20 protein-coding genes and 1 pseudogene are annotated in these 23,767 nt (G+C 59.1%); 8 read left to right on the top strand and 13 right to left on the bottom strand.

Annotation, left to right across the window (positions count from 1 at the left end; all coding sequences use genetic code 11):
• Nucleotides 1–45 precede the first annotated feature (45 nt).
• From H8L67_RS07770 to rpsB, 6 genes are all read right to left on the bottom strand, one after another.
• Entirely contained in the window at nucleotides 46–1,032 is a 987-nt protein-coding gene (locus H8L67_RS07770) for a Csu type fimbrial protein (protein ID WP_220379271.1), read from the bottom strand.
• Nucleotides 1,029–3,419 carry a fimbria/pilus outer membrane usher protein gene (locus H8L67_RS07765; RefSeq protein ID WP_220379270.1) on the bottom strand — a complete coding sequence of 797 codons (2,391 nt, stop codon included), beginning with the start codon at nucleotides 3,417–3,419 and terminating at the stop codon, nucleotides 1,029–1,031. The genes H8L67_RS07770 and H8L67_RS07765 overlap by 4 nt, the downstream gene beginning before the upstream one ends.
• Entirely contained in the window at nucleotides 3,376–4,095 is a 720-nt protein-coding gene (locus tag H8L67_RS07760; RefSeq protein ID WP_220379269.1) for a fimbrial biogenesis chaperone, read from the bottom strand. The genes H8L67_RS07765 and H8L67_RS07760 overlap by 44 nt, the downstream gene beginning before the upstream one ends.
• A gap of 4 nt (nucleotides 4,096–4,099) precedes the next feature.
• Complete coding sequence (locus H8L67_RS07755) at nucleotides 4,100–4,603, bottom strand: Csu type fimbrial protein (RefSeq protein WP_220379268.1); 504 nt, start codon at nucleotides 4,601–4,603, stop codon at nucleotides 4,100–4,102.
• A 269-nt stretch (nucleotides 4,604–4,872) separates the two neighbouring features.
• A complete protein-coding gene (gene tsf, locus H8L67_RS07750; RefSeq protein ID WP_220379267.1) occupies nucleotides 4,873–5,736 on the bottom strand; it encodes a translation elongation factor Ts in 864 nt (287 codons plus the stop codon).
• Between the two features lie 95 nt (nucleotides 5,737–5,831).
• Entirely contained in the window at nucleotides 5,832–6,647 is an 816-nt protein-coding gene (rpsB, locus tag H8L67_RS07745; RefSeq protein ID WP_220379266.1) for a 30S ribosomal protein S2, read from the bottom strand.
• 256 nt (nucleotides 6,648–6,903) lie between these two features.
• On the opposite strand from rpsB, the gene map reads away from it, so the two are divergent.
• From map to asnB, 6 genes and pseudogenes are all read left to right on the top strand, one after another.
• Nucleotides 6,904–7,680 carry a type I methionyl aminopeptidase gene (gene map, locus H8L67_RS07740; RefSeq protein ID WP_220379265.1) on the top strand — a complete coding sequence of 259 codons (777 nt, stop codon included), beginning with the start codon at nucleotides 6,904–6,906 and terminating at the stop codon, nucleotides 7,678–7,680.
• Nucleotides 7,677–10,163, top strand: a pseudogene (glnD, locus tag H8L67_RS07735) ([protein-PII] uridylyltransferase); the annotation flags it as partial. The gene map and the pseudogene glnD, both read left to right, overlap by 4 nt.
• Nucleotides 10,082–11,074: a 2,3,4,5-tetrahydropyridine-2,6-dicarboxylate N-succinyltransferase gene (gene dapD, locus H8L67_RS07730; protein WP_434063433.1), complete on the top strand. Its 993-nt coding sequence runs from the start codon at nucleotides 10,082–10,084 to the stop codon at nucleotides 11,072–11,074. The pseudogene glnD and the gene dapD, both read left to right, overlap by 82 nt.
• Entirely contained in the window at nucleotides 11,071–11,430 is a 360-nt protein-coding gene (locus H8L67_RS07725; protein WP_220379264.1) for a Spx/MgsR family RNA polymerase-binding regulatory protein, read from the top strand. The genes dapD and H8L67_RS07725 overlap by 4 nt, the downstream gene beginning before the upstream one ends.
• Entirely contained in the window at nucleotides 11,427–12,563 is a 1,137-nt protein-coding gene (gene dapE / locus H8L67_RS07720) for a succinyl-diaminopimelate desuccinylase (RefSeq protein WP_220379263.1), read from the top strand. Before H8L67_RS07725 ends, dapE begins: the two co-directional genes overlap by 4 nt.
• A 178-nt stretch (nucleotides 12,564–12,741) precedes the next feature.
• Nucleotides 12,742–14,430: an asparagine synthase B gene (asnB, locus tag H8L67_RS07715; protein ID WP_220379262.1), complete on the top strand. Its 1,689-nt coding sequence runs from the start codon at nucleotides 12,742–12,744 to the stop codon at nucleotides 14,428–14,430.
• Nucleotides 14,431–14,451: 21 nt separating this feature from the next.
• Here the strand turns inward: asnB and H8L67_RS07710 are convergent, their stop codons facing one another.
• From H8L67_RS07710 to nirK, 5 genes are all read right to left on the bottom strand, one after another.
• On the bottom strand, nucleotides 14,452–14,937 hold the full coding sequence (locus H8L67_RS07710; protein ID WP_220379261.1) for a hypothetical protein: 486 nt from the start codon (nucleotides 14,935–14,937) through the stop codon (nucleotides 14,452–14,454).
• Nucleotides 14,938–15,036: 99 nt separating this feature from the next.
• Entirely contained in the window at nucleotides 15,037–17,283 is a 2,247-nt protein-coding gene (gene parC, locus H8L67_RS07705) for a DNA topoisomerase IV subunit A (protein WP_220379260.1), read from the bottom strand.
• A 156-nt stretch (nucleotides 17,284–17,439) separates the two neighbouring features.
• Entirely contained in the window at nucleotides 17,440–18,063 is a 624-nt protein-coding gene (locus H8L67_RS07700) for an SCO family protein (RefSeq protein ID WP_220379259.1), read from the bottom strand.
• Nucleotides 18,064–18,076: 13 nt separating this feature from the next.
• Complete coding sequence (locus H8L67_RS07695) at nucleotides 18,077–18,814, bottom strand: formylglycine-generating enzyme family protein (protein WP_255555934.1); 738 nt, start codon at nucleotides 18,812–18,814, stop codon at nucleotides 18,077–18,079.
• A gap of 26 nt (nucleotides 18,815–18,840) precedes the next feature.
• Nucleotides 18,841–20,406 (bottom strand): copper-containing nitrite reductase, encoded by a 1,566-nt coding sequence (gene nirK / locus H8L67_RS07690; RefSeq protein WP_255555933.1) that lies wholly within the window; start codon nucleotides 20,404–20,406, stop codon nucleotides 18,841–18,843.
• A gap of 130 nt (nucleotides 20,407–20,536) precedes the next feature.
• On the opposite strand from nirK, the gene fabA reads away from it, so the two are divergent.
• Together fabA and fabB are read left to right on the top strand one after the other, a co-directional pair.
• On the top strand, nucleotides 20,537–21,049 hold the full coding sequence (fabA, locus tag H8L67_RS07685) for a 3-hydroxyacyl-[acyl-carrier-protein] dehydratase FabA (protein ID WP_220379258.1): 513 nt from the start codon (nucleotides 20,537–20,539) through the stop codon (nucleotides 21,047–21,049).
• Entirely contained in the window at nucleotides 21,049–22,257 is a 1,209-nt protein-coding gene (fabB, locus tag H8L67_RS07680; RefSeq protein WP_220379257.1) for a beta-ketoacyl-ACP synthase I, read from the top strand. Before fabA ends, fabB begins: the two co-directional genes overlap by 1 nt.
• Before the next feature lie 20 nt (nucleotides 22,258–22,277).
• Here the strand turns inward: fabB and H8L67_RS07675 are convergent, their stop codons facing one another.
• A complete protein-coding gene (locus H8L67_RS07675; protein WP_220380782.1) occupies nucleotides 22,278–23,366 on the bottom strand; it encodes a PLP-dependent cysteine synthase family protein in 1,089 nt (362 codons plus the stop codon).
• Entirely contained in the window at nucleotides 23,354–23,755 is a 402-nt protein-coding gene (locus H8L67_RS07670) for a SirB2 family protein (protein ID WP_220379256.1), read from the bottom strand. The genes H8L67_RS07675 and H8L67_RS07670 overlap by 13 nt, the downstream gene beginning before the upstream one ends.
• Nucleotides 23,756–23,767 lie beyond the last annotated feature (12 nt).

Genomic DNA, 23,767 nt, shown 5'->3' with positions numbered 1-23,767 from the left:
GCCATATTCTAGCGGACGTTGCGTCGCAGCACGATGCGCCGAGTTTCAGTACGTAATCGTGACGGTGACAGTGTCGCTATAGTCGCCTGGGGTAGCCGTTTGCTGAGGGACTTGACCGTAGACGGTCACGGTTTGTGCGTTGCCCGTGCCTATACCGTTCTGCGTGTCGCTGTTCAAGGTCGTGCCCCATCGCTGGCTACGCCCGGCGTCCCGATATAACTCGTAGTCGACGAATTCTGCCGCGGCGCTGTGCTTCATTCTTCGCTGCGTACCATTGGCATTGATGCCGTTGTTCAACCCCAGCTTCCATGCAGTGCCACCTACGCAGCGCAAGTTAATTTGCGACGTTTGATTGACTGCAGAAGTGATAAAGCCTTCGACGCTGCCGAAGTTCAGATCGCTGGCCGTGTTGATTTGGCAAGTGGTCGTGACTTGTGCAGTGGTGGCGAATGGAAAATTCGGCGTATTGGCGCCGGCAATGTCCCCGGTCTTGCAGCTGGCGGGCGGTGCTGTGGGATCACCGAAAAATCCAGGTTCACTGGATCTGAATTCAGCGCTCGTGGCCACGCCTGGAAGCGTGTGACTGTAGGTTCCATTCACGGCTCCTGATTGCGCAGGAATACGAGCGTTGATCAGAACCGTTGCCGAGCCGGATCCTCCACCCCAGCCAACGCTGTAGTTGAGGTTCACCATTTGTTGGGATGGCGGTGACGCAGAAGGCGCCTGCCAAACCGATCCACTCGCCGTATAGAGTTCATACGCAAGTGTGCTTGCCCCGTTGACGAGTCGGCGCGGCTGTCCATCAATGTATAGACACAAATTGACATAAGCCCGGCCTCCGAAGAGTGCGAAATCCGGCGTCGTACAACGGACCGTGATGGTGGTATTCGCGGAAGCCTGTGCCGTTCCGTCATATCCGGTGATGACGATGTCTGGCGCGGAAGTGGTGCACGTGGTGGCAGCTCGCGCCGGTGCCGTGTGAAGCACCAGCCAAAGCATGGCCAACAGCAAGAGCAGCGCCCGGGAATTCATTCTGCCTCCATGACACAACGCACGGATTCGATGCGCGGGATCCCCTGCGCCTTCGAATCGTAGTTGAACTCTGAATGACAAACGCCTGCCGGTGTCTCGACGATGAGTTTGTTGTGTTCCGAAAGGCCTTCCAAGTACACCTCGCTGTCGTATCCCATGATGGTCTCAGATTGCGACCCATCTGCATTCAACCGTCGCACGGTGCTGCCCACGGGAATCGCTGCACCATCCTTATCCGACAGAACCACGACGGCCGCGTGAACGGGAGATAGATTAAACGTTACCCGTGTCGCACCACTGGCGCCCGGAACGGCGTCACGATCACTGCTTTGGACTCGCACATTGGCAGGAAGGTTGGTCGGGTCGATTGAAACCCGGTTGTGCTGAAAGGGAATCACAGGCGTCACGATGAGTTCGCCGGCGGCGTTTGTGACCCCGTACGCACGATTTTCAAGTTTGACCGGCACACCCGGCAAGCCGGTCTGAACCAAGGCAAATCCGTCCACAACTTCGCGCGACGCGAAGAAGCTACGACCCATCCACAGCACACTGCCGCGAGCAGCCAATCGGTATTGACTGCCCTGATCGCGCGCGCCGCTGGTCGCGGCCGCAGTCACTTCAGCAGCTTTGGTCAACCATTGGCCTTCGACGAGACCTTGTATGCCGCCCAATGTGTCTTTCCGGGCTTGCACGCGCCAGCCGAAATCACCATTGGCGCGAGCTTGCTTCATCAGGTTGGCCTCGAAGCTGTCGTTCGTCTTGGAATGCCGCATCGAACTGAAGGCTTGCAGATCTTGGCCGAGGGTTGCGGACAAACTGAGTTGATAACTTTCCAGGCGCGGGTTTTCCAAGTCGCGTTGCATTCCCGCGCTAAGAAACCAGCGGTCGCCGATCGTCCGGTTCCAGTAAGCGCCAAGGATGCGATTGCCATTCTCGTCTGGATACCGCAGGTTTGCGTAGGTGAGATTGAAACTGCCCACTCGTGCGTTGTTGAACCCAGCACTAGCGGAATCGGACTTGTCGGCTGATAGGAAGCCACTGGAAACTGCGGCGATATCGCGATAGTCGCCATGCGTGCGTTGGCTATCGAACGCCAAACTGAATCGGGTATTCGCCCATTGATAGCCCCAGCGCGTTTGGCTGCCCTGCAATCCGCGCGAGCGGCTGCCGCTCATTGCCACGTGGATCACCCCGGCATTGCCGGCAACCATTGCCGCACCGAGGCCGCCAAGTTGCAGGTCGCGCCTTGCTTCCGCATGCACTTCCCCGGTAAATGAATCGGTCAATCCACCGCGCCAACTTGCGTCGAGCGCAACGGTACCGTCATACCGGTTTGACGTGGCGCCGTATCCAAGGCGAACGCGACCCACGGCGACCGACCAGTTATCGAGACCGCGAGCCAACAGCCGTCTTGTGCCATAAAACGGAATCTCCACAGTTCGCGCACGTCCGTAGGCATCCGTCATGACCAAGCGCGCGTTGCCTAATCCTTCCATGGAAGGAAGGCCGGAAACAACGAAGCGACCGGCGGGCGTGTCCCCTTCGAATTGCTTGATGCCATTGACATAGAGCTCGACGTTGCTCGGCACAGCGCTTTCACCGCTGAAAACAGGGCCCGGCGAAAGCAACCTATAAGGTTGCAAAGATTCGTAGTTCGTACCGATTCGCACGCCCCCCATTCGGGTTTGCCGCGCCCAATCCGGTCCGCCCGTGACCAAATCGCCCACGATGACTTCGATGGCTTTGTCGGGCCGCGTCCAGCGTATGCGGCTGTCGAGACGTATCGCGCGCGTTTGCGACCGATGATCGGCATTGGCGGTTTGCACGATGCCACTGGATTCGAACACTACGTTTCCCGGTCCGAAGAGCCGAACCGTTGGTGCAATCACAACTTGCGTGGCACTCCCGGTCTTGAACCCGTCTACGTCGTAGTTCAACAATCCGCCCCAAGGTGCAGGGGTGGGTTCCGGTGCGTCGGGCATTGAATGCAAATGCGTCGTGCCGATCGCAAGTTCGGAGATGGGGGCGACCAGGGTGAGAGATTGTGCGGCGACATCGTAGTGGGCTTTTACGCCCTCGCGCTCGACGGGCACCAAGCGCTCGTTCTTGTCGGACGCCGCGACGCGAAGACCGAGTTCTTCGAGCGTTGAAGGGCTTGCATACAATCGGCCATCGCGCAGGACGAACCGATGGAGCGACGCGCGCAATTGTTCATTCACTGTGACCTGCAAATACACTTCGTCGGCGGCTTCGGCCGCCTCGGTTGCGTTAGAGCTGCCGCTGATGTCTTCGCCGGCAAAGGCGCTGACGCTGAGGCAACAGGCAGCTGCAAAAGCGAGCAGGTTAGGGCGCAACCGAAGACTGAAGCTTGCTAGCGTTCGGATCATCGTTAATGACTGCTTCGAAATAGCCGTTGCCACGGGTCGTGCCGGCAGGAAGTGGCCAGCGCATGGTTTCGCCTGCCAATACGTAACCCAACAATCCCGGCGCCAGTTCATGGCGTGACTTATCGGCAGACACCCAGAAAACTTGCGACAAACGGGCGTGCATGCCACCGCTGTTGGAAACTTCGAGCGCATTGCCTAGAACGCGCGCGGAGAGCGAAGGGCGTGCCGTGTCGGATTTTTCAAGCGGCGCGATGAAGACCGGCAAAGAGTATTTCAACAAAAAAGACAAACCGGCCTTCGATTTTTCGATAGAAGGCGCGGGAAGTTCGCTGACGATGATGCGGAAGCTGCCTTCTTTGGTGGAGGCCGATCCTACGCGCACGACGCGCACAAGTTGCCGTGCTCCCGGTGCGATCGAGAGCATGGCGGGTGTGGCTACCAGATCACGCGTAGGTTCCAACACATCTTTGCCATCGATTTGGCGCCAGCGAAACACTTGAACCTGTGCCCGGATCGGGGTTTGACCGGTGTTCGACAAGCTCAAGGCGTCGGCATTTTGCGCTGCACTCAATTCCAATCCGGTCGGCGATACTTGCAATGACGACGCCCCTGCGGGCATCGCCAATGCAAATCCGAAAATCCAGACAGTGAATCGAAATAGCAGACCGCGCGTCATGGCATCAGTAGGTGATGGTGGCGGTGATGGTGTCTTTGTAGTCATCCGGGGTCACGTTCAACGCGGAAGACAGAACACGACCATACACGGTCAAAGTTTGTACGTTGTTGTTGCCCGTGCCACCGACCGCGCCCGTCGCGATGGTGCCGCCCCAGTTGGTCGTACGGCCTGCATTGCTGTACAGCCCATAGGCGACTTTGTCGACGTTGGCGCCGGTGCCCGCCATCAGGCGCGCAGCTTCCGTGCCACCGGTCGTGGTTCCGGCATTCAGTCCGACGTTGTAGGTCGTTCCCTTGGTGCACTTGACCGAGATGTCATTGGTCGCGTCAAAAGGACCGGTTTCGTTGAAGTCATGCGAAGCGAAGTTCATATCTGGCGCGACCACGCTGATGCTGCAAGCCTTCTTGACATTGATCTTGACGTCAAAAGAGGCCTGCTTGGTGTCGGCCATGGCCGGTGCTGAAACAACAGAAGCCAATGCAATTGCGAGTACTGTGCGAAGAATCATGAAAAAGATCCGATTGGTGTAGTGGAAAGAGCATCGGGAATTAAGCACGAATCATGCCAACGTCAATCGGCGACAGAAAAATTCCGAACTACGTCTCTAAATCCCTGATTTATGTGTCGAAATTGTGATCAACAACCATTTAGAGTTGAAATTTCAATCACATCAGAATCTCTCTGCGTTGAAAAGTGACCTTATTTGTCGATTGCCTTCGACGGGCACAAAAAAACCCGCCGTGAAAGGCGGGTTTTCTTTGAAGCGAAAAGCGTCAATCAGACTTGCATAGCCTTGGCGACTTCTGCAGCGTAGTCTTCTTTCACTTTTTCGATGCCTTCGCCGACGGCGAGACGTTCGAATTTCAGGACTTCGGCGCCGGCAGCCTTGAGGGCGGCTTCGACGGTGAGGTCGCTGTTCAACACGTACGGCTGACCGGTCAGGGTGATTTCCTTGACGGTCTTGTCGACCTTGCCCGAGATCATCTTTTCAAGGATGTCAGCCGGCTTGCCCGAGTCTTTCACTTGGGCCAAAGCGATTTCTTTTTCGCGTTCGACAAATTCGGCCGGCACGTGGGCGGGCGAAATGTAGGGCGGGTTCATCGCGGCGATGTGCATGGCGATACCGCGGGCCAATTCTTCATTGCCACCCTTGAGTTCAACCAACACGCCGATGCGGCCGCCGTGCACGTAGGCACCGATGGTGTTCGCGCTTTCAATGCGGGCCATGCGACGGACCTGGACGTTTTCACCGACCTTGGCCACCACGGCGGCGCGGGTGGTTTCAACGGTTTCGTCGCCGATTTTTTCGTTCTTGAGTGCGTCGATGTCGGCGGCGTTCAATGCGGCTTGTGCGACTTGGTCAGCGAAGCCGGTGAAGTTGGCGTCCTTGGCGACGAAGTCGGTTTCGGAGTTCACTTCAACCAAAGCAGCCTTGCCCGGTGCGGTGGCCATCGAGATGCGGCCTTCAGCAGCAACGCGGTCAGCCTTCTTGTCGGCCTTGGCGAGACCGGTCTTGCGCAGCCAATCGGCCGCGGCTTCGATGTCGCCATTGTTTTCGGTCAGTGCCTTCTTGCATTCCATCATGCCGGCGCCGGTGCGCTCGCGAAGTTCCTTGACCATGGATGCGGAAATATCAGCCATTTCGGATTCCTTGAATGTATTGCGGTCACCGCTATTCGCGCAGTGACGTGAGAGAGTCGGGCGCCAAAGTGTGGCGCCCGGATGTTGCGGTCCGATTACTCGGCGGCAGCAGCGTCGGCTTCGCCGGCGGCTTCTTCAGCGGCCGGTGCGGCTTTGGCGGCGGGCTTGCGGCCGCGGGCCGGCTTGCCTTCAGCAAATTCGTCTTCCGAGACCGAAGCGGCATTCGGCGAAGCAGCCTTGCCTTCCAGCACGGCGTCGGCAGCAGCACGTGCATACAACTGCACGGCGCGGATGGCGTCGTCGTTACCCGGGATGGCGTAGTCGACCAAGGCCGGATCGTAGTTGGTGTCAACCACGGCGATCACCGGAATACCCAAGGTCTTGGCTTCCTTGATGGCGATGTCTTCGTGACCGATATCAATGACGAACAGCGCGTCGGGCAGGCGGTTCATGTCCTTGATGCCGCCGAGCGATGCTTCCAGCTTTTCACGTTCGCGACGCAGGCCCAGCACTTCGTGCTTGACGAGCTTTTGGAAGGTGCCGTCGCTTTCACCGGCTTCCAGTTCCTTCAAACGGGCAACCGACTTCTTGACGGTGGCGAAGTTGGTGAGCGTGCCGCCCAACCAGCGTTGGGTCATGAACGGCATGCCGCAACGTTCAGCTTCTTCCTTGACCGCGTCACGGGCGCTGCGCTTGGTGCCGACGAACAGCACGGTGCCGCGCTTTTGGGCAACCTTCGACAAGAAGTTCATGGCGTCGTTGAACAACGGCACGGTCTTTTCGAGGTTGATGATGTGGATCTTGCCACGGGCACCGAAGATGTACGGACCCATTTTCGGGTTCCAGTAACGGGTTTGGTGACCGAAGTGGACGCCTGCTTCGAGCATTTGGCGCATGGTGATCTGGGGCATTGCGTAAAACTCCATAAATAAGGAACCACTGCCGGAAAATAGGGCAGCTGCACGCGAGCGTGCGAGGTTCCGGGGTTGGGCCTCCCAATCGTCACTGCCGCCGAACCTGCACGAAACAGGCACCCCGGAGCAGGGATTGTCGATTGGTGTGTATTTGCCGGTGTCGCCCGGCATGGCGGCCGCTTAAACTGCAGCGGACGAAATAATACCAGAAATCCCCTTACGGCGCCTTGCGCGCATCGGCGATAATAGGTTCATGAGTATTTCGATCAAATCCGAGCAAGACATCGAATCCATGCGCATCGCCGGCCGTCTGGCCAGCGAGGTCCTGGATTTGATGACCGAACACGTCCGTCCCGGCATCAGCACTGCCGAGCTCGACCGTATCGCCCACGACCACATCGTCAATGTCCAAAAGGGTATCCCGGCCAACGTCGGTTACCGCGGCTTCCCGAAGACCTTGTGCACGTCGGTGAACAACGTGATCTGCCACGGGATCCCCAACGAAGGGAAGGTTCTGAAGGACGGCGACATCGTCAATATCGACGTCACGGTCATCAAGGATGGCTGGCACGGTGATACCAGCCGGATGTATTTCGTCGGCACGCCGTCGGTGATGGCCAAGCGGTTGGTCGAAACCACCTACGCAGCGATGTGGCAGGGTATTCGCCAAGTCCGTCCGGGTGCGACCTTGGGCGATATCGGCGCCGCGATCCAAGCCTATGTTGAAGCCGAGCGATTTAGCGTGGTGCGCGAGTACTGCGGCCACGGGATCGGCAAGATCTATCACGAAGACCCGCAGGTATTGCACTACGGAAACGCCGGCGAAGGTCTCGTGCTTAAAAAGGGCATGACCTTCACCATCGAACCGATGGTCAATGAAGGCAGCTTCCGGACCAAGCTGTTGCCGGATGGTTGGACCGTGGTCACGCGCGATCGCTCGTTGTCCGCACAGTGGGAGCACATGTTGGCCGTCACCGATGACGGATTCGATGTGTTGACGCTGTCGGCAGGTTCGCCGCCGCCTCCGTGAGTCCGTCGAGCGACCCGTCCTGTCTCTCTTGGTCGCAACGCGCGCGGCAGCGTCTTGCCGACTTCGATGCCGAATTAGCTCAGCGTTTTGATCGCCATGAACCGGTGCGCGAACTCAATCGCGACCGGTCCGCGTTCATGGATCAATTGGTCGGTGAAGCCTGGCAAATGAATTTGCCCGATTCGCCGGTCTGCTTGATCGCGGTCGGCGGTTATGGCCGGCAAAGTCTTTACCCGCAATCCGATGTCGATTTGCTGATTTTGATCGAACCCGCCGAACGGCGGACGCAGGCCGACGCCATCGCAAAGTTCGTGGCCATGCTTTGGGATGCGCGCATTCCCATTTCCCATGCGGTGCGCACGCAATCCGAAGCGGCACAGGCTTGTTCGGAGGACATCACAGTGCTCACCGCGTTGATGGATGCACGCGTGCTGGCAGGCGATTCCCGCCGGTTCGACGGTGTGCAATCGGACACATCCACCGAGCACATGTGGTCGGAATCGGCGTATTTTTCCGCCAAGCGCGAAGAGCTGCGCACGCGGCATGCGCGATTCAACGACACCGCGGAAAATCTGGAGCCGAATATCAAAGAGGGGCCGGGTGGCCTGCGCGACATGCAGACACTGCGCTGGATGGCGATGCGCGTCTTGGGTGAGCCCGGATTGGATGCCTTGCAAGCCCATGGGCAACTCGGCGCCGACGAGCATGCCACGCTCATGCGCGCCGGCGCCAATTTGCAAAAACTCCGCTTCGGTTTGCACTTGATTGCAGGCAAGCGCGAAGAACGCCTGCGATTCGATCACCAGCGCGCCTTGGCTGCGCACCTGTTGCACAACGACGAAGCATCGAATGCCGATGTCGAACGCATGATGCAAGGGTTTTACCGCAGCGCGGGTTTGATTCAGCGGATCTCTGAGCGATTGCTGCAACGCTTCGAAGAACACTTGCAGGGGGAATCCGAGCCATTAGCCATCCATGCGGAATTTGACGCATTGAACGGGTATTTGGCGGCGCGCGATCCGCAATGGCCCGCGGGAAACGCCAGTCGCATTTTTGAGTTGTTTGACACCTGGGCCGGTGCGCCTGAATTGCCGGGATTACATTCGCGCACCGCGCGCGCCTTGGCCGAGGCATTGCCTTGTGTGCCGGCGTGGTCGGATGCCGATCCGGCGATGCGCGCGCAATTCATGCGCATTTTGCGAGGGCCGGATGCGATTCGCATCTTGATCGAAATGGCCAAAACCGGTGTGTTGGGGCGTTGGATTCCCGCGTTTGCCAACGTGACCGGACGCATGCAGTTCGATCTGTTCCACGTCTACACCGTCGATCAACACACCTTGATGGTGTTGCGCACGCTGGCGCTGTTCCAGACAGGCGAAGGCGTGGATCGTTTCTCGCAAGCGCACACGGTGATGCCGCGATTGCGAAAGCCGGAATTGCTATTGCTCGCCGCGTTGTTCCATGACATCGCCAAAGGCCGTGGCGGCGATCATGCCGAACTCGGCGCGGTCGATGCGCGTGACTTCTGCATTGCCCATGCACTCCCGCCCGCAGACGTGGACATGGTGGAATGGTTGGTCAGGCATCACTTGTTGATGTCTGTCACAGCACAGAAACAAGATATTTCCGACCCCGACGTCGTTGCCCGTTTTGCCCACCTCGTGGCCGATCGCGAGCGCTTGGATACCTTGTATCTCCTAACCTGTGCCGATATCGCCGGGACATCGCCGAAGCTTTGGAATGCTTGGAAAGATCGCCTGTTGGCCGATTTGCATGTCGCCACGCGCTTGGCGCTTCGTCGCGGCTTGGAAGATCCGCTGGCGCGCGAAGAAAGAATTGAGGAAACGCGCGCGGCGGCAAGGGCCTTACTTGTTGATGCCGATGCGGCGATTGGCCGCATTGACGATTTGCCGTCAGACGCCTTGCTTCGCTATCGCCCTGAACAAATTGCATGGATGGCCGCGTCCATTGTCACCTCTCCCCAGATGCAGGTGGCGGTGCACGCCGTGGATGACATCGGCCACGCGCTGGAGGTGATGGTGTGGTCTCCCGACCGCAACGGTTTGTTCGCCGCCATTGTCATGACCTTGGACCGACTGGGTCTGGAGGTGTCGCAGGCGCGACTGATGGACGCGGCAGAGGGGCAGGTTTTGGACGTGTTCCACTGCATGCCGCGCGAGTCGTCGCGCTTGGTGGAGATGCGCGAAGTCGAACGCCAATTGCGCAGCGTTTTGGCCAAGCCGTCATTGTTGGAAGAACGTCCGTCACGACGTGCCGCGCAACGCCATCTGCGCCAGTTCCGACTCACACCGCAAATCGTTTTCTCCGGCCTTTCAGCTAATCGCTACTTGCTCAGCATCGTCTGTAATGATCGCGCCGGCCTGCTCGCAGACGTCGCCGCATTCTTGCGCATGGAAAAACTGCGCGTGCACGACGCGCGGATCGCGACTTTCGGCGAGCGCGCAGAAGACATGTTCACCGTTTCGCTGGACAATGGCGAGCCACTGTCAGAAGAACGCCTCGCATCGCTTGCGTCGGCGTTGGAACCCATTCTTGTAGGAGCAACACATTGAACGCATTGAAAGCACGCATTGAACAGGCTTGGGACGCGCGCGCAGAGTTGAACGCGGACGGCTTGGCCGCCCTGCGACCCGACGTCTTGAAGGCGATCGAAGGTTTGGAGTCGGGTGAGCTGCGGGTTGCATCACCGGGCACGGATGGCTGGGTGGTCAACGAGTGGCTGAAGAAAGCCGTGCTGCTGTATTTCCGCACCGAAGACATGCAGTTGATGGAATCGCAGCCGTCGCCGTTCTTCGACAAAATCCCGATGCGATTTGCGAATTTCAGTGAAGCGGATTTCCGCGCGATGGGTGTACGCGTCCTGCCGGGCACCGTGGTACGCCGCGGCACTTACTTGGGTCGTGATGTCGTCCTGACGCCGAGTTTCGTCAACATCGGTGCGCACGTCGGCGAGGGCACGATGGTGGACACTTGGGCGACAGTGGGTTCCTGTGCGCAGATCGGCAAGCATTGCCATATTTCCGGCGGCGCGGGGATCGGCGGCGTGTTGGAACCGCTGCAAGCCTCACCGACCATCATCGAAGACCATTGCTTCATCGGCGCACGTTCGGAAATTGTCGAAGGTGTGATCGTCGGTCACCACAGCGTGATCGGCATGGGGGTGTTCATCGGTCAGTCGACGCGCATTTACAACCGCGAAACCCGCGAAATCAGCTATGGCTATGTGCCGCCGGGCAGCGTTGTGGTTTCCGGCGCCTTGCCGGCAGCAGACGGAACGCACTCGCTGTATTGCGCTGTGATCGTGAAGCAAGTGGATGAGAAGACACGCAGCAAAACCAGCATCAACGACCTGCTGCGCGGACACGCGCAATGACCACGGTCTACGGGCTGAAAAATTGCGACAGTTGCCGCAAGGCGCAGAACTGGCTGAAACGCTTTGACATCCCGTACACCTTCGTGGATGTGCGCGATGCGCGACCCTCGCCTGAACAATTCCTGCAATGGCAAGCCGCTGTGGGTGGGTGGGAGAAATTGATCAACAAATCGTCCACCACCTGGCGACAACTACCCGACGCGCGCAAGTCACCGGGCAGCGATGCGGAGTGGAAGCTATTACTTCGCGAGCATCCGGCCTTGCTCAAGCGGCCTTTGCTGGAAATGGCTGACGGTCGCGTCCAACAAGGCTTCACAGATAACGGTTTCAAAGCGCTGTTCGGAGTCGCCAAATGACCGAAGTGCTTGCGCTCACCCAAGACTTGATTTCGCGCGCGTCGATCACGCCTGAGGATGCAGGCTGCCAACCATTGTTGGCGACGCGTTTGAGCGCCGCAGGATTCAACTGCGAGCACTTGCGCTACGGCGACGTGGACAACTTGTGGGCGACCCACGGCACCCAAGGGCCCGTACTCGTTTTTCTTGGTCACACCGATGTGGTGCCGCCGGGTCCGCTGGATGCCTGGTCGTCGGATCCGTTCGAACCGGTCATTCGTGACGGGGTGTTATACGGACGCGGCGCCGCTGACATGAAAGGCAGCGTGGCGGCGTTCGTTGTCGCCTTGACGCAATTCGTTGCCGAATACCCGGACCATGACGGCACCGTTGCACTGCTGCTGACGTCGGATGAAGAGGGTGCGGCCATTGATGGCGTGCGCAAAGTCGTCGAAACCTTCAAGGCACGCGGCCAGGCCATCGACTACTGCATCACCGGCGAGCCTTCGTCAAAAGACGTACTGGGTGATCTGCTGCGAGTAGGGCGTCGCGGCTCGCTGTCGGCGAAACTGCGCGTGCATGGCGTGCAAGGCCACGTGGCCTATCCCGACAAGGCCGACAATCCGATTCATCGAGCCTTGCCTGCCTTGGCGGCGTTGGCGGCAAAAGTGTGGGACGCAGGTTACGAGTCTTTCCCGCCCACCAGTTTGCAAATCACCGACATGCATGCCGGCAACGGGGCGAACAACGTGATCCCCGGACAGTTGGACGTTTTGTTTAACCTGCGCTACAACCCGAATTGGACGGCGGAGCAACTGCAGACCGCCTGCGAAGACATTCTCAAGGCGCACGGCGTTCGCTACGACATTCAATGGCATCAAAGCGGTGCACCGTTTTACACACCGGAAGGCCCGCTTCGCGTGGCTTGCCGTGAAGTGCTGACGGCGTTTTCTGGTCAGCCGCCGGAGGAAAGCACCGGTGGCGGTACCTCGGACGCGCGCTTCATTGCACCGATGGGCGCCCACTGCGTGGAAATCGGCCCCGTGAATGCGTCCATCCACAAAGTGGATGAAAACGTCCTTGTTTCAGATTTGAACAGGCTGCCGGGAATATTTAAATCCCTGATGCAAAAACTACTTGTCAAACCGGAATGACGCAGGGCACACTCGATCCATGAGCCGCACATTCACAACCGTCAATCGCAATAACAATAATTCCTGCAAACAGCGGGACGACGGTTAGCGCACGACATTCAGAAATACGCCTATCCGAAGCCCGCTTGAAAAAGCGGGCTTTTTTATTGCCCACGTTTCAGACAATCCGGAGTTTGCCATGTGTTCCATCCTGTCCGTCATCGATCTCCGCGACCGCGCAGATCTGTCCATCCTGAGACCTTCAGCCATCGCCTTGTCCGCATTGCAGCGGCATCGTGGCCCGGATTGGAGCGGCGTGTACGAACATCCCAACGCCCTGTTGGTGCACGAACGTCTATCCATCGTGGATCCCGCGGGTGGCGCCCAGCCCTTGCTATCGAAAGACCGCCAGTTGGCATTGGCGGTGAACGGCGAGATCTACAACCATTCCGAATTTCGCACCGCGCTTGAATCGACGTATGCGTTTCAGAGCGGATCGGACTGCGAGGTCATCAACGCCCTCTATGCCAGCGCCCCCGACGCAGCACCTGCCGACTGGCTGAAGCGTTTGAACGGAATGTTCGCGTTTGTGCTGTGGGATGCGACGCGCAAGCGTGCCCTCATCGCTCGCGACCACATGGGTATCTGTCCCTTGTATTGGGGGCACGATGTTGAGGGTCGTTTGTGGGTCGCCTCGGAAATGAAGGCCATTGCGCGCCTGTGCGTCGATGTCAGTCAGTTTCCGCCCGGGCATGTCTTCGACACGGAAACCGGCGAGCTCACCGCATGGTACGCACCGACTTGGCGTGCGCACGCCGACGTCGTCGGGCATCAGGTATCGCCTGAGGTGATTCGTGAAGCCTTGGAGTCAGCCGTGCACCGGCAAATGATGGGCGATGTGCCTTATGGCGTTCTCCTCTCGGGGGGCTTGGATTCTTCCATCATTGCCGCCTGCGCTGCACGCTTCGCGCGCAAGCGGGTCGAGGACGGCGATAACAGCGAAGCCTGGTGGCCGCGCGTGCACTCATTTGCCATTGGCCTTGAGGGATCGCCTGATTTGGCGGCTGCCGAAGTTGCGGCGCGCGCCATTGATTCGGTGCATCACGGCTTCACCTTCACGTTGGAAGAAGGTCTGGACGCCTTGCCGGATGTCATCCGCCATATTGAAACCTTTGACGTCACCACCGTTCGCGCGTCGACGCCGATGTTCCTATTGGCACGCCGCATCAAATCTATGGGGGTGAAGATGGTGCTGTCGGGCGAGGGCAGTGACGAACTGTTCGGCGGCTACCTTTACTTCCACAAGGCGCCGGATGCGCAAAGTTTCCATGAGGAGTTGGTTCGCAAACTGGATGCACTTCACCAGTTCGATTGCTTGCGCGCGAACAAATCAATGATGGCGTGGGGTGTTGAGCCGCGCGTGCCGTTCCTGGATCCGACGTTCATGGATGTGGCCATGGGAATCGACGCGACGCAAAAAATGGTGCGCAACGGCCGCATCGAAAAACACATCCTCAGAGAAGCTTTCAAAGGTGTTTTGCCAGACGAAATACTTTGGCGGCAAAAAGAGCAGTTCAGCGATGGCGTTGGCTATGGATGGATCGACGGGTTGAAAGCGCATGCGGAAACCGTGGTGAGCGCCGTTCAATTGGCGTCAGCGGCCATACGTTTCCCACTGAACACACCCGCCAGCAAAGAAGCTTATTTGTATCGGACGATTTTCGAACAATCGTTCGCATCGGCGGCCTGCGCTGCAACCGTGCCAAGCGGTAAATCCATTGCCTGTTCGTCACCGGCAGCGTTGGCATGGGATGCGGCATTTGCGAATAGCGCAGATCCATCCGGACGCGCGGTCTCGGGCGTGCATAACGCGCCGGTCACTGTCTGACTGGCGCTACCCGAGATTCGATCAAACGACCGCAATCATCTTCTGCTTAAGAATCGCCTTGTACACCGGCTTGCCTTGAATGCGTTTGAACTCGCGTTCAACGGCCTTGCGATCGGCGGATTCGCGCTGGCGGGAAATCACCGCCAGACAAAACGCGTTGTCGTCACCGAATTTCTCAACCGCCCAACGCGTGCCGTTCGGATTGCCGGGCCAAAACGCATGCCACGCGTAATTCATCGCGCCACTGGCGAGCGGTGCGGCCTTCAACGACACGCCGACGACGCCGGAACTGTTGCGTGAGGTTTTGATGCCGTGCGAGGTGGTCGGCGGCGGCAGGGTTTTCTTGATCTTGGCCAACCACTCCGAGGCGGCTTTTTCGGCCTTCTTCCATGAGCCGTACTCGACCAACGAAAAATTGCGTGCGTACTGTTCTTTGTTGCGCATGATCCGGGCCATGATGCAGCCGGACGATTCGTTCTTGGTGAGGTTCTTCGGCAGGTTCGACATGAAGCTCGACCCTTGGTGTGCGGGGGAGTGCCGATCTTAACATGCGACTTCCGCCGACCCTGGCGGCGGAAGCGGCTTGTTAATGCTGCGTCGGCTTTGTTACTCGCGGGATAGGCGGTCCACCTTTTGCCAGCCACGCGGCAACAATCCGCCGCGGCTTGCGCGCGTACCTATGTAGTTTTCCAAATCCTTGTATGAAAGGCTCATGGTGCGCGCGCCGGAATGCACGACAAGTGTGGCGCCGGGCGCGATGGCCGCCACCGCAACCACGTGTTCCGTGCCGCGTTTGGCTTTCGGGATCTCGATCATCTTGTTGCCTTTGCCCTTGTCGAGCTCAGGCAGCTCCGCCACCGGGAAGGCCAGCAAATGACCTGCACTCGTGACGACGACGACGCGCTCGTCCGGATTACCGGTCAGTTGTGCCGGTTGCAGGGTGTTGGCACCGGCCGGCAACGAGAGCAGGGCTTTGCCCGCTTTTTGACGGCCGATCAAATTCTCGAAGCGGGTGACGAATCCGTGCCCTTGGTCAGACGCAATGACGTACTTGACCTCGTTCTCGGCACTCGCAATGGCAAGGAAGCGCGCCCCTGCCGCCGGTGCGAATCGCCCGGTCAACGGTTCGCCGTTGCCGCGCGCGGAAGGTAGCGTATGGGCCGAAGTCGAGTACGCCCGACCGGTGGAGTCAATGAAGGCCACATTGAAGTTGCTGCGCGTTCGAACGGCCGCAAGCAAGGCATCGCCGTCGCGATAAGCGATCGTTGAGGCATCGATGTCGTGGCCTTTTGCGGCGCGTACCCAACCTTTCTCACTCAAAATCACCGTCACCGGTTCGCTGGCGACCAATTCGGTTTCCGCCAGCGCTTGTGCTGCGCCACGCGACACGATCGGAGATTTGCGCGCATCGCCGAACTTCTTTGCGTCGGCCATCAATTCGTCTTTGATCAATTTTTTGAGCTTTGCTTTGCTGCCCAGGATCGCCATCAATCGATCTCGCTCGGCATCCAACTCATCCTGCTCGCCGCGAATCTTCATCTCTTCCAATCGCGCCAACTGCTTCAATCGCGTATCGAGGATGTAGTCCGCTTGCGCCTCGCTCAATTCGAATCGCGCCATCAAGGCCGCCTTAGGTTCGTCCTCGGTACGGATGATATGAATCACTTCGTCGAGGTTGAGGAAGGCCACCAACAGGCCTTCCAACAAATGCAGGCGGCGTTCGACGCGTTCGAGGCGGTGGTTCAAGCGGCGCGTGACGGTGTCTTGGCGGAATACCAGCCATTCGGACAGCATCGTCTTCAAGTTCTTGACGCGCGGTTTACCGTCCAAACCGATCACATTCAAGTTGACGCGGAAGCTCTTTTCAAGATCGGTGGTGGCAAACAAATGCCCCATCAATTGTTCGGCATCAATGCGGTTGCTGCGCGGAATCAGCGCGATACGGACCGGATTTTCATGGTCGGACTCGTCGCGGATGTCTTCGAGCCAAGGCAATTTCTTTGCCCGCATCTGTGTGGCGATTTGCTCGATTACCTTGGAAGGAGACACTTGGTAGGGCAGGCTGTTGACGATGATGTGGCCGCCTTCCTTCACGAACGTCGCACGCGCGCGGACGCCGCCATTGCCTGTGGCATAGATCTGCTTCAAATCGGCGGCGGGGGTGATGATTTCGGCGGAGGTCGGAAAATCGGGGCCGCGCACGTGTTCGCACAAGGCGTCTAGACTTGCGTTGGGATCGTCAAGCAGAATCAAGCAAGCACTGACAATCTCATTGAGATTGTGTGGCGGAATATCGGTGGCCATCCCCACGGCAATGCCAGTGGTGCCGTTCAGCAGAACATGTGGCAAGCGCGCCGGCAGCCACGAGGGCTCCTCCAAGGTGCCATCGAAGTTCGGATCCCAATCCACCGTGCCTTGGCCGAGCTCGGCCAACAACACTTCGGCAATAGGCGTGAGCTTGGATTCGGTATAGCGCATGGCGGCGAAAGATTTCGGATCTTCGCTGGAACCGAAATTGCCCTGACCGTCAATCAACGGATAGCGGTAGGAAAACGGCTGGGCCATCAACACCAGGGCTTCGTAGCAGGCGCTATCGCCGTGCGGATGGAATTTGCCGATCACATCGCCCACGGTGCGGGCGGATTTCTTGTGTTTCGAGGTCGCCGACAAGCCGAGCTCGCTCATGGCGTAAATGATGCGGCGTTGGACCGGCTTCAAACCGTCGCCGATAAAGGGCAGGGCGCGGTCGAGCACCACGTACATCGAGTAATCAAGGTAGGCGCGCTCGGCATATTCGCGGAGCAGGATTTGCTCATGGCCATGGAAGCTGGGGCGCGCGGGGAGATCGGTCATTCGTCGGGCTGCTTGGGGCGAAGGGTTGATTTTACCTTGCCAAGCGAACAGCCCTCATCCGGCGCTGCGCGCCACCTTCTCCACTGCGTGGAGAAGGGAGATCTCTCCCTCTCCACGCAGTGGAGAGGGTGCCCCGACAGGGGCGGGTGAGGCGCTTCACCGCTCCGCCAACGCCCGCCTCACCGCCTTCACAAACGCCGGATCCGGCACGCTGCCCAATTGCTCTGTGCGCGCCAGTTCGCGGCCGTCACGGTCGAGCAGGATCAAAGCACTCGTATGATTGAATTCGCCGTCGCTCAGACGTCGGTATTTGACGCCGAGTACGCCGGCCACCCCAGGTACATCACCGGCCGCCGGGGTTACGAGATTCCAGCGGGTCAGATCCAGCCTGCGTTGCTTGGCGACCGCCATCAACTTTGCAGGTGTGTCACGCGCGGCATCCATGCTGATCAAAGTGATGCCGAGCCGCGCACGCTCATCGGCGCTCAACTGCTTGTCGATGCCGAGTCCGCTGTCGACGATCAGCGGACATATGAACTTGCACGAGGTGTAGAACATGCCGACAGCGCGTACATAGCCGCGCATTTGGCGAAAGCTGCTGCGCTTTCCCGATTCATCGACAAACCGGGCATCGAGCTGATACACCGAGTCACCCGGCAGCGGCGATTCGGCGGCGCTGCGGATCGGTGGCGCCGGCTTGCCGTTCTGCGCGGCGACAGGCCCGACAGCCAGAAGGGCAGCCATCAAGAGGGATATCGCAGCGAATGCAGCGCTTCGCATGTTCGTTCTCCTTTCATTGCGCACAGCGGAATCCCAGATTGACCGTGACATCGGATGCGGACAAGGACGAAAGCATCGCGATGCGCATCAGCACGGCGTAGTTCTCACGATCATTCATCGACAGCGCGGCTGCCCCGCAGAATTTCGCCTTGTCGGCGTCGCCTTGCTTGCGATTGTCGGCATCGACCAACAGCGATGCATAGTCGCCGGTCCATTCCCAAATCAAACCGTGCATATCCGAGACACCATAGGCATTCGGCGATTGCAGTCCCACACGCATCAACGCCGTATTGGAAGGCCGCGAATACCATCGCAGGATGCGCTCGCGCCAAACCGGATCTTTGCGCGCATCGGTTCGCGTTTCATCGGCCGCGGCCACTAACTCCCATTCGCGCCAATCGGGCAGTCGCGCGCCTTGCGCTTTGCAATAGGCATCGGCCGCGAACCAACTGACATTCACCACCGGTTGGTCGGGCCGTGCTTTCGGGCCTAGCGCGGTGGCACCCTGCCAATGGGCGAGATAGCGTTTTTCGGCAAAAACCACCGGCGCCTTACCCCGCTGCCAGTTGGGATGGGCTTTGACGAAGCTCAGAAAATCGGCATTGGTGACAGGAGTCCGCATCAACTTGAAGGGCGCAACCTTGATGCGGGTTGCGTCTTCATACTTCAGGGCAGACTTGAACACGGCGCCGGGAATCATTGCATAACGTGTTGGGGCACTGCCCGCACACAGCGCGGGCAGAATCAACAATGCGAATGCTCCGCAGCGCTTCACCCTCAGTGTCCGCTGCTCGCATCGGCCGGTTTGGCGGCGCGTGCCTTGGCGGCATCTTCGCGGGTGATCTGGCCGCCCGGGTTGCCCCAAGTGTTCAACACATAAGTGCCGATGTTGGCAACCTCATCGTCGGTCAGTTGGTTCATCGGCGGCATATTGGAGTTATAGGACTTGCCATTTACCGTGATCGGGCCGACCTTGCCATGTAGCATCACTTCGGCAAGGACCTTCGGATTTTTCGCAATGTAGTCCGACTTGGCAAGCGGCGGGAACACGCCGGGCATACCTTCACCTGTCGCTTGGTGACAGGTCGAGCAAGTGCCGGCAAACAAGACCTTGCCTGCCGCGATGCGTTCCTCGCGCGTCGCCGCGCCGGTGGCCGCTGCCGTGGCAGCTGCCGCGCCGACTGCGGCCATGGAGCCGCTACCGGCTTTGTCGCCGACGTACATTTCATCCAGTTCCTTGCCGGAATAGATGGATTTGTTCTCGGCGCCGTCCACTTTCAGGATCGCCAGTGCGCCCTTGTTGAATGCGCGAAAGATCGAGTGGTCGACCAGCACATAGCTACCGGGAACTTCAACGTGGAAATCCATCATCGACGCGCCGCCGGCGGGAATCAAAGTCGTCTGGACGTTTTCATTCGGGTTCCGCGCGCCTTCCGGATATACCTTGTCAAAAATTTCACCGATCACATGAAAGCTCGAGACCAGATTCGGACCGCCGTTGCCGACATACAGTCGCACGTTTTCGCCGACTTTTGCCTTCAACGCCTTGTCATTGGTCATGGAGCCTTCGCGGCCGTTGAACAAGACGTAGGTCGGTTGCTCGGCAATGGCCTTTTCCATGTCGAAGCCCTGATGACCCTTGTCGTGATACTTGCCGAGCGTGTAGAAGTCGCCCTGCATCACGTAGTACTCCTTGTCCACCTTCGGCAAACCTTCGGGCGGCTCGACCAAAATCAAACCGTACATGCCGTTGGCGATGTGCATGCCCACCGGAGCCGTGGCGCAGTGGTAGACATAGATACCGGCATTCAGCGCCTTGAAGGTGAACTGGGTCGTATGGCCCGGCGCGGTGAATGAAGAGGCCGCGCCACCGCCCGGACCGGTCACCCCGTGCAGGTCGATGTTGTGCGGCATTTTCGAGTCAGGCATGTTGTGCAAGCGCATTTCCACGGTGTCGCCTTGGCGAACGCGGATGAAACTGCCGGGCACCGTGCCGCCGAACGTCCAAAAGGTGTAGCTGACACCTTCGGAGATTTCCATTTCTTTTTCTTGCACGGTCAGATCCACAATGACCCGTGCCGGTGTCGTGCGCCCGGTGGCGGGCGGCACGAGCGGAGGCGAAGTCAGGACAGCATGAATCGGTTCGCCTTGAGGTGGGCCGAAATCGCCGTGGGCGGAGCCGCCGTCACCGGCTTTGGGTTGTGTCTGTGCTTGCTGTACGGTGTCTTTGTCGGCTTTGTCGCAGCCCGCAAACAGCAGGCTGGCAGCCATCATGAAGCTCAAGGTGGTGCGTTTCATGTGTTCCTCGACGGAAATGGACAAGTCCTGAGTCGAATTCTTCACCCTTGGCACCATGTTCATATTGACATGAATCAAGTCAGTGAAAGATCCCGCGGAATCCCTGCGTACAGGCGCGAATGGTCATGTCCGCCCCCTACACTACGAGGTTCCTTCCCCTAGACGGGCTGCATGCGTGCGACCGAGTTCATTGGATAAAGAGCAATTGTTGGCCTGCGCCCGCGGCGAACTCTTCGGACCCGGCAACGCCAAATTGCCTGCACCCCCCATGTTGATGTTCGACCGTATCACCGAGATCAGTGAGACGGGCGGACATCACGGCAAGGGTGTGCTTCGCGCCGAACTGGATATTCATCCGGACCTTTGGTTTTTCCAATGTCACTTCATTGACGATCCGGTGATGCCGGGGTGCCTGGGCGTCGATGCGATGTGGCAGCTCGCGGGCTTTTATTTGCCTTGGTTGGGCGAGCCGGGTCGCGGGCGGGCATTAGGCGTGGGCGAAGTAAAATTTTCCGGACAAGTGCTGCCGACTGCGAAAACCGTGTCCTACAACATCCACATCCGTCGCGTGCTTCGTGGAAAGCTGCGTCTGGTGATTGCCGACGGCGAAACGTTCGTGGATGGCAAAGAGATTTACACGGCGAGCAACTTGCGTGTCGGCCTGTTCCAAGGCATGGAGGAGTTCTGATGCGTCGCGTTGTCGTGACCGGATTGGGGATTGTTTCACCGTTGGGCAACGATGCCGCGTCGGTCGCGGACGCCTTGCGTGAAAGCCGCGCCGGCATTGAACATGTCGCCGAATACGCCGACATGGGTATGCGCTCCCAAATCGCGGGTGTTTGCAAGATCGATCTCGAGGCGTTGATTGACCGCAAGCAAAAACGCTTCATGGGTGACGCTGCGGCCTATGCGGCAGTCGCCATGAAAGACGCGATGGCAGATGCCGGATTGGGTGACTCGGTCGCCGGCGATCCGCGCATCGGCGTTATCGCCGGTTCGGGCGGCGCATCGGCCGAGTGGCAAATCGCGACGGGTGATTTGATGCGTGAGCGCGGTGTGCGCAAGGTCGGGCCGTATATGGTGCCGAGAACCATGTGCAGCACCGTATCCGCGGCGCTGGCAACCACCTTCGGCATTCGCGGCGTGAGCTATTCGTTGTCGGCCGCCTGTGCCACATCGGCGCATTGCATCGGCGCTGCTGCCGACCTCATTCGCCACGGTGCGCAAGACATTGTGTTTGCCGGAGGCGGGGAGGAATTGCATTGGGGCATGACCTGCCAATTCGATGCGATGGGCGCTTTGTCAACACACTTCAATGATTCGCCGCAGACCGCCTCACGACCCTACGATGTCGATCGCGACGGCTTCGTCATCGGCAGCGGCGGCGGCATGCTTGTGCTTGAAGATTTCGAGCATGCCATGAAGCGCGGTGCGCGCATCCATGCCGAATTGATCGGATATGGCGTCACCAGTGACGGCGTCGATATGGTCGCACCTTCAGGCGAAGGCGCGGTGCGTTGCATGCGCATGGCCATCGACGGCATCGGTCGCAAGATCGACTACATCAACACGCACGGTACATCGACACCGCTCGGCGATATCACAGAACTGAAGGCGGTGCGCGAGGTGTTCGGTGAGGACATGCCCGCGATTTCCTCGACCAAGGCCTTGAGCGGACACTCGCTGGGTGCCGCGAGCGTGCACGAGGCGATTTATTCGATCCTGATGATGCAGCACGGTTTTCTGGCCGCTTCAGCGAATATCGCGCAGCTCGACCCCGCTTGCGAAGATTTCAATATCCTACGCACGCGTGCGGATAGACAAGTCGACACCGTGCTCTCGAACAGCTTCGGTTTCGGCGGCACCAATGCCGCTTTGGTGTTCGCCCGCGTCTGATTGTTTTTGCCGCGCTGAGGTCAGTGGTGACTGCCGAGCGCTTCGCGGATGGCCTGCAATGCCCCGTCCACCGCAATGCCGCGCTGGGCGCGCCATGCCGCGTCATACAGGGTTTCCCGATAACGGATGCCACGGTCGCAAAGCAAGGTGACGATGCTTCCGCTCGTTCCGGCGGCGCGCATTTCACGCGCAAGTTCTGTGCAGGCGATCAGGTTGGTGCCGGAGGATCCGCCGTAGCGGATGCCCAAAACGCTTTCCAGGAACAACATGGCAGCAATCGAATCGGCATCATCGACTTCGATGACGCGATCCACCACATCGAATTGGAAACTCGGTTCGACGTTTTGTCGACCGATGCCTTCGATGACGCTGCAACACGGCACTGAGGCCGAGCGGTCCCGGGTGCGCCAACCGCCGGCAAACACCTGACCCTTGGGTTCGGCAACGGTGAGCTCGGTGTCGAGCATGCGATAGCGCAGATAACGACCGATGGTGGCCGAAGTGCCACCGGTGCCTACGCCACACACTATATGACGCGGGACCGGGTGCTTTTCCTTCTCCAACTGGCCCAAAATCGACTCGGCGATGTTGTTGTTTCCGCGCCAATCGGTGGCGCGTTCGGCCAGTCCGAACTGATCGAGAAAGCACGCGCCGTCGGCGGCGATTTCGCGCGCACGCGCTTGTGTGCAGCGACCCGCCGGCGTGAGGTCGCAAATTCCGCCGAGTGCGCGGATGGCTTCGATCTTGCCGGGCGATGTCGTTTCCGGCATCACCGCCGTGAATTTGAGCCCCAGCATGCGCGCAAACCAAGCCTCGGAAATCGCGGTGCTGCCCGATGAGGCATCCACTACGGACATACCGTCGGTCAATCGCCCGTTGCAAAGGGCATAAAGGAACAAAGACCGTGCCAAACGGTGCTTGAGACTGCCCGTCGGGTGCGAGGCTTCGTCCTTGAAATAGAAGTCAATATCCGGAAACGCGCTGAACTTTACGTGCAGGAGGTGGGTGTCGGCAGAGCGCGCGGATTCGCGTTGGATGGCGCGGATGGCTTCGTTGACCCAGCTGCGGTCGACGGCGGTCGGATTGGGGAGTGTATTCACGCCAGATATTTTAGCAGCCAGCCATACGGATGATGGGCGCGCGCGATGGAGATGATGGTGCCGAAGACGCACAAGGCAAGGACATAGCACAGGGTGCGTGCGCTGCGTCGCGACGTGCGACGCAGCGCGAGGATGCCGAGGAGAATGTAGATGATCACGAGCACGATCTTCACCGTCAGCCAGCCGTTCGCGAACACGACACCGGGCAACATGCTGAACAACATCGCCGCCGCGGTGAGCAATACCGTGTCAATGATCCAACTGCTCCAGCGGCTGGCGGCGTGGTAAGGCCAAGATTGACCGGCCAACGCCAAGGCGCCTCGCACGGCGAAAAAACTGCCGCTCAACACCACTGCCAGGATATGGATACTTCGAATGGTGGGATAGAACTCGATCATGTGTATTCGAAA

The sequence above is a fragment of the Lysobacter soyae genome, assembly GCF_019551435.1.
GTDB classification, from domain to species: Bacteria; Pseudomonadota; Gammaproteobacteria; order Xanthomonadales; family Xanthomonadaceae; genus Solilutibacter; species Solilutibacter soyae.
Note: the sequence above shows the minus strand (reverse complement) of the source record. Positions and strands in the feature narration are given on the sequence as shown.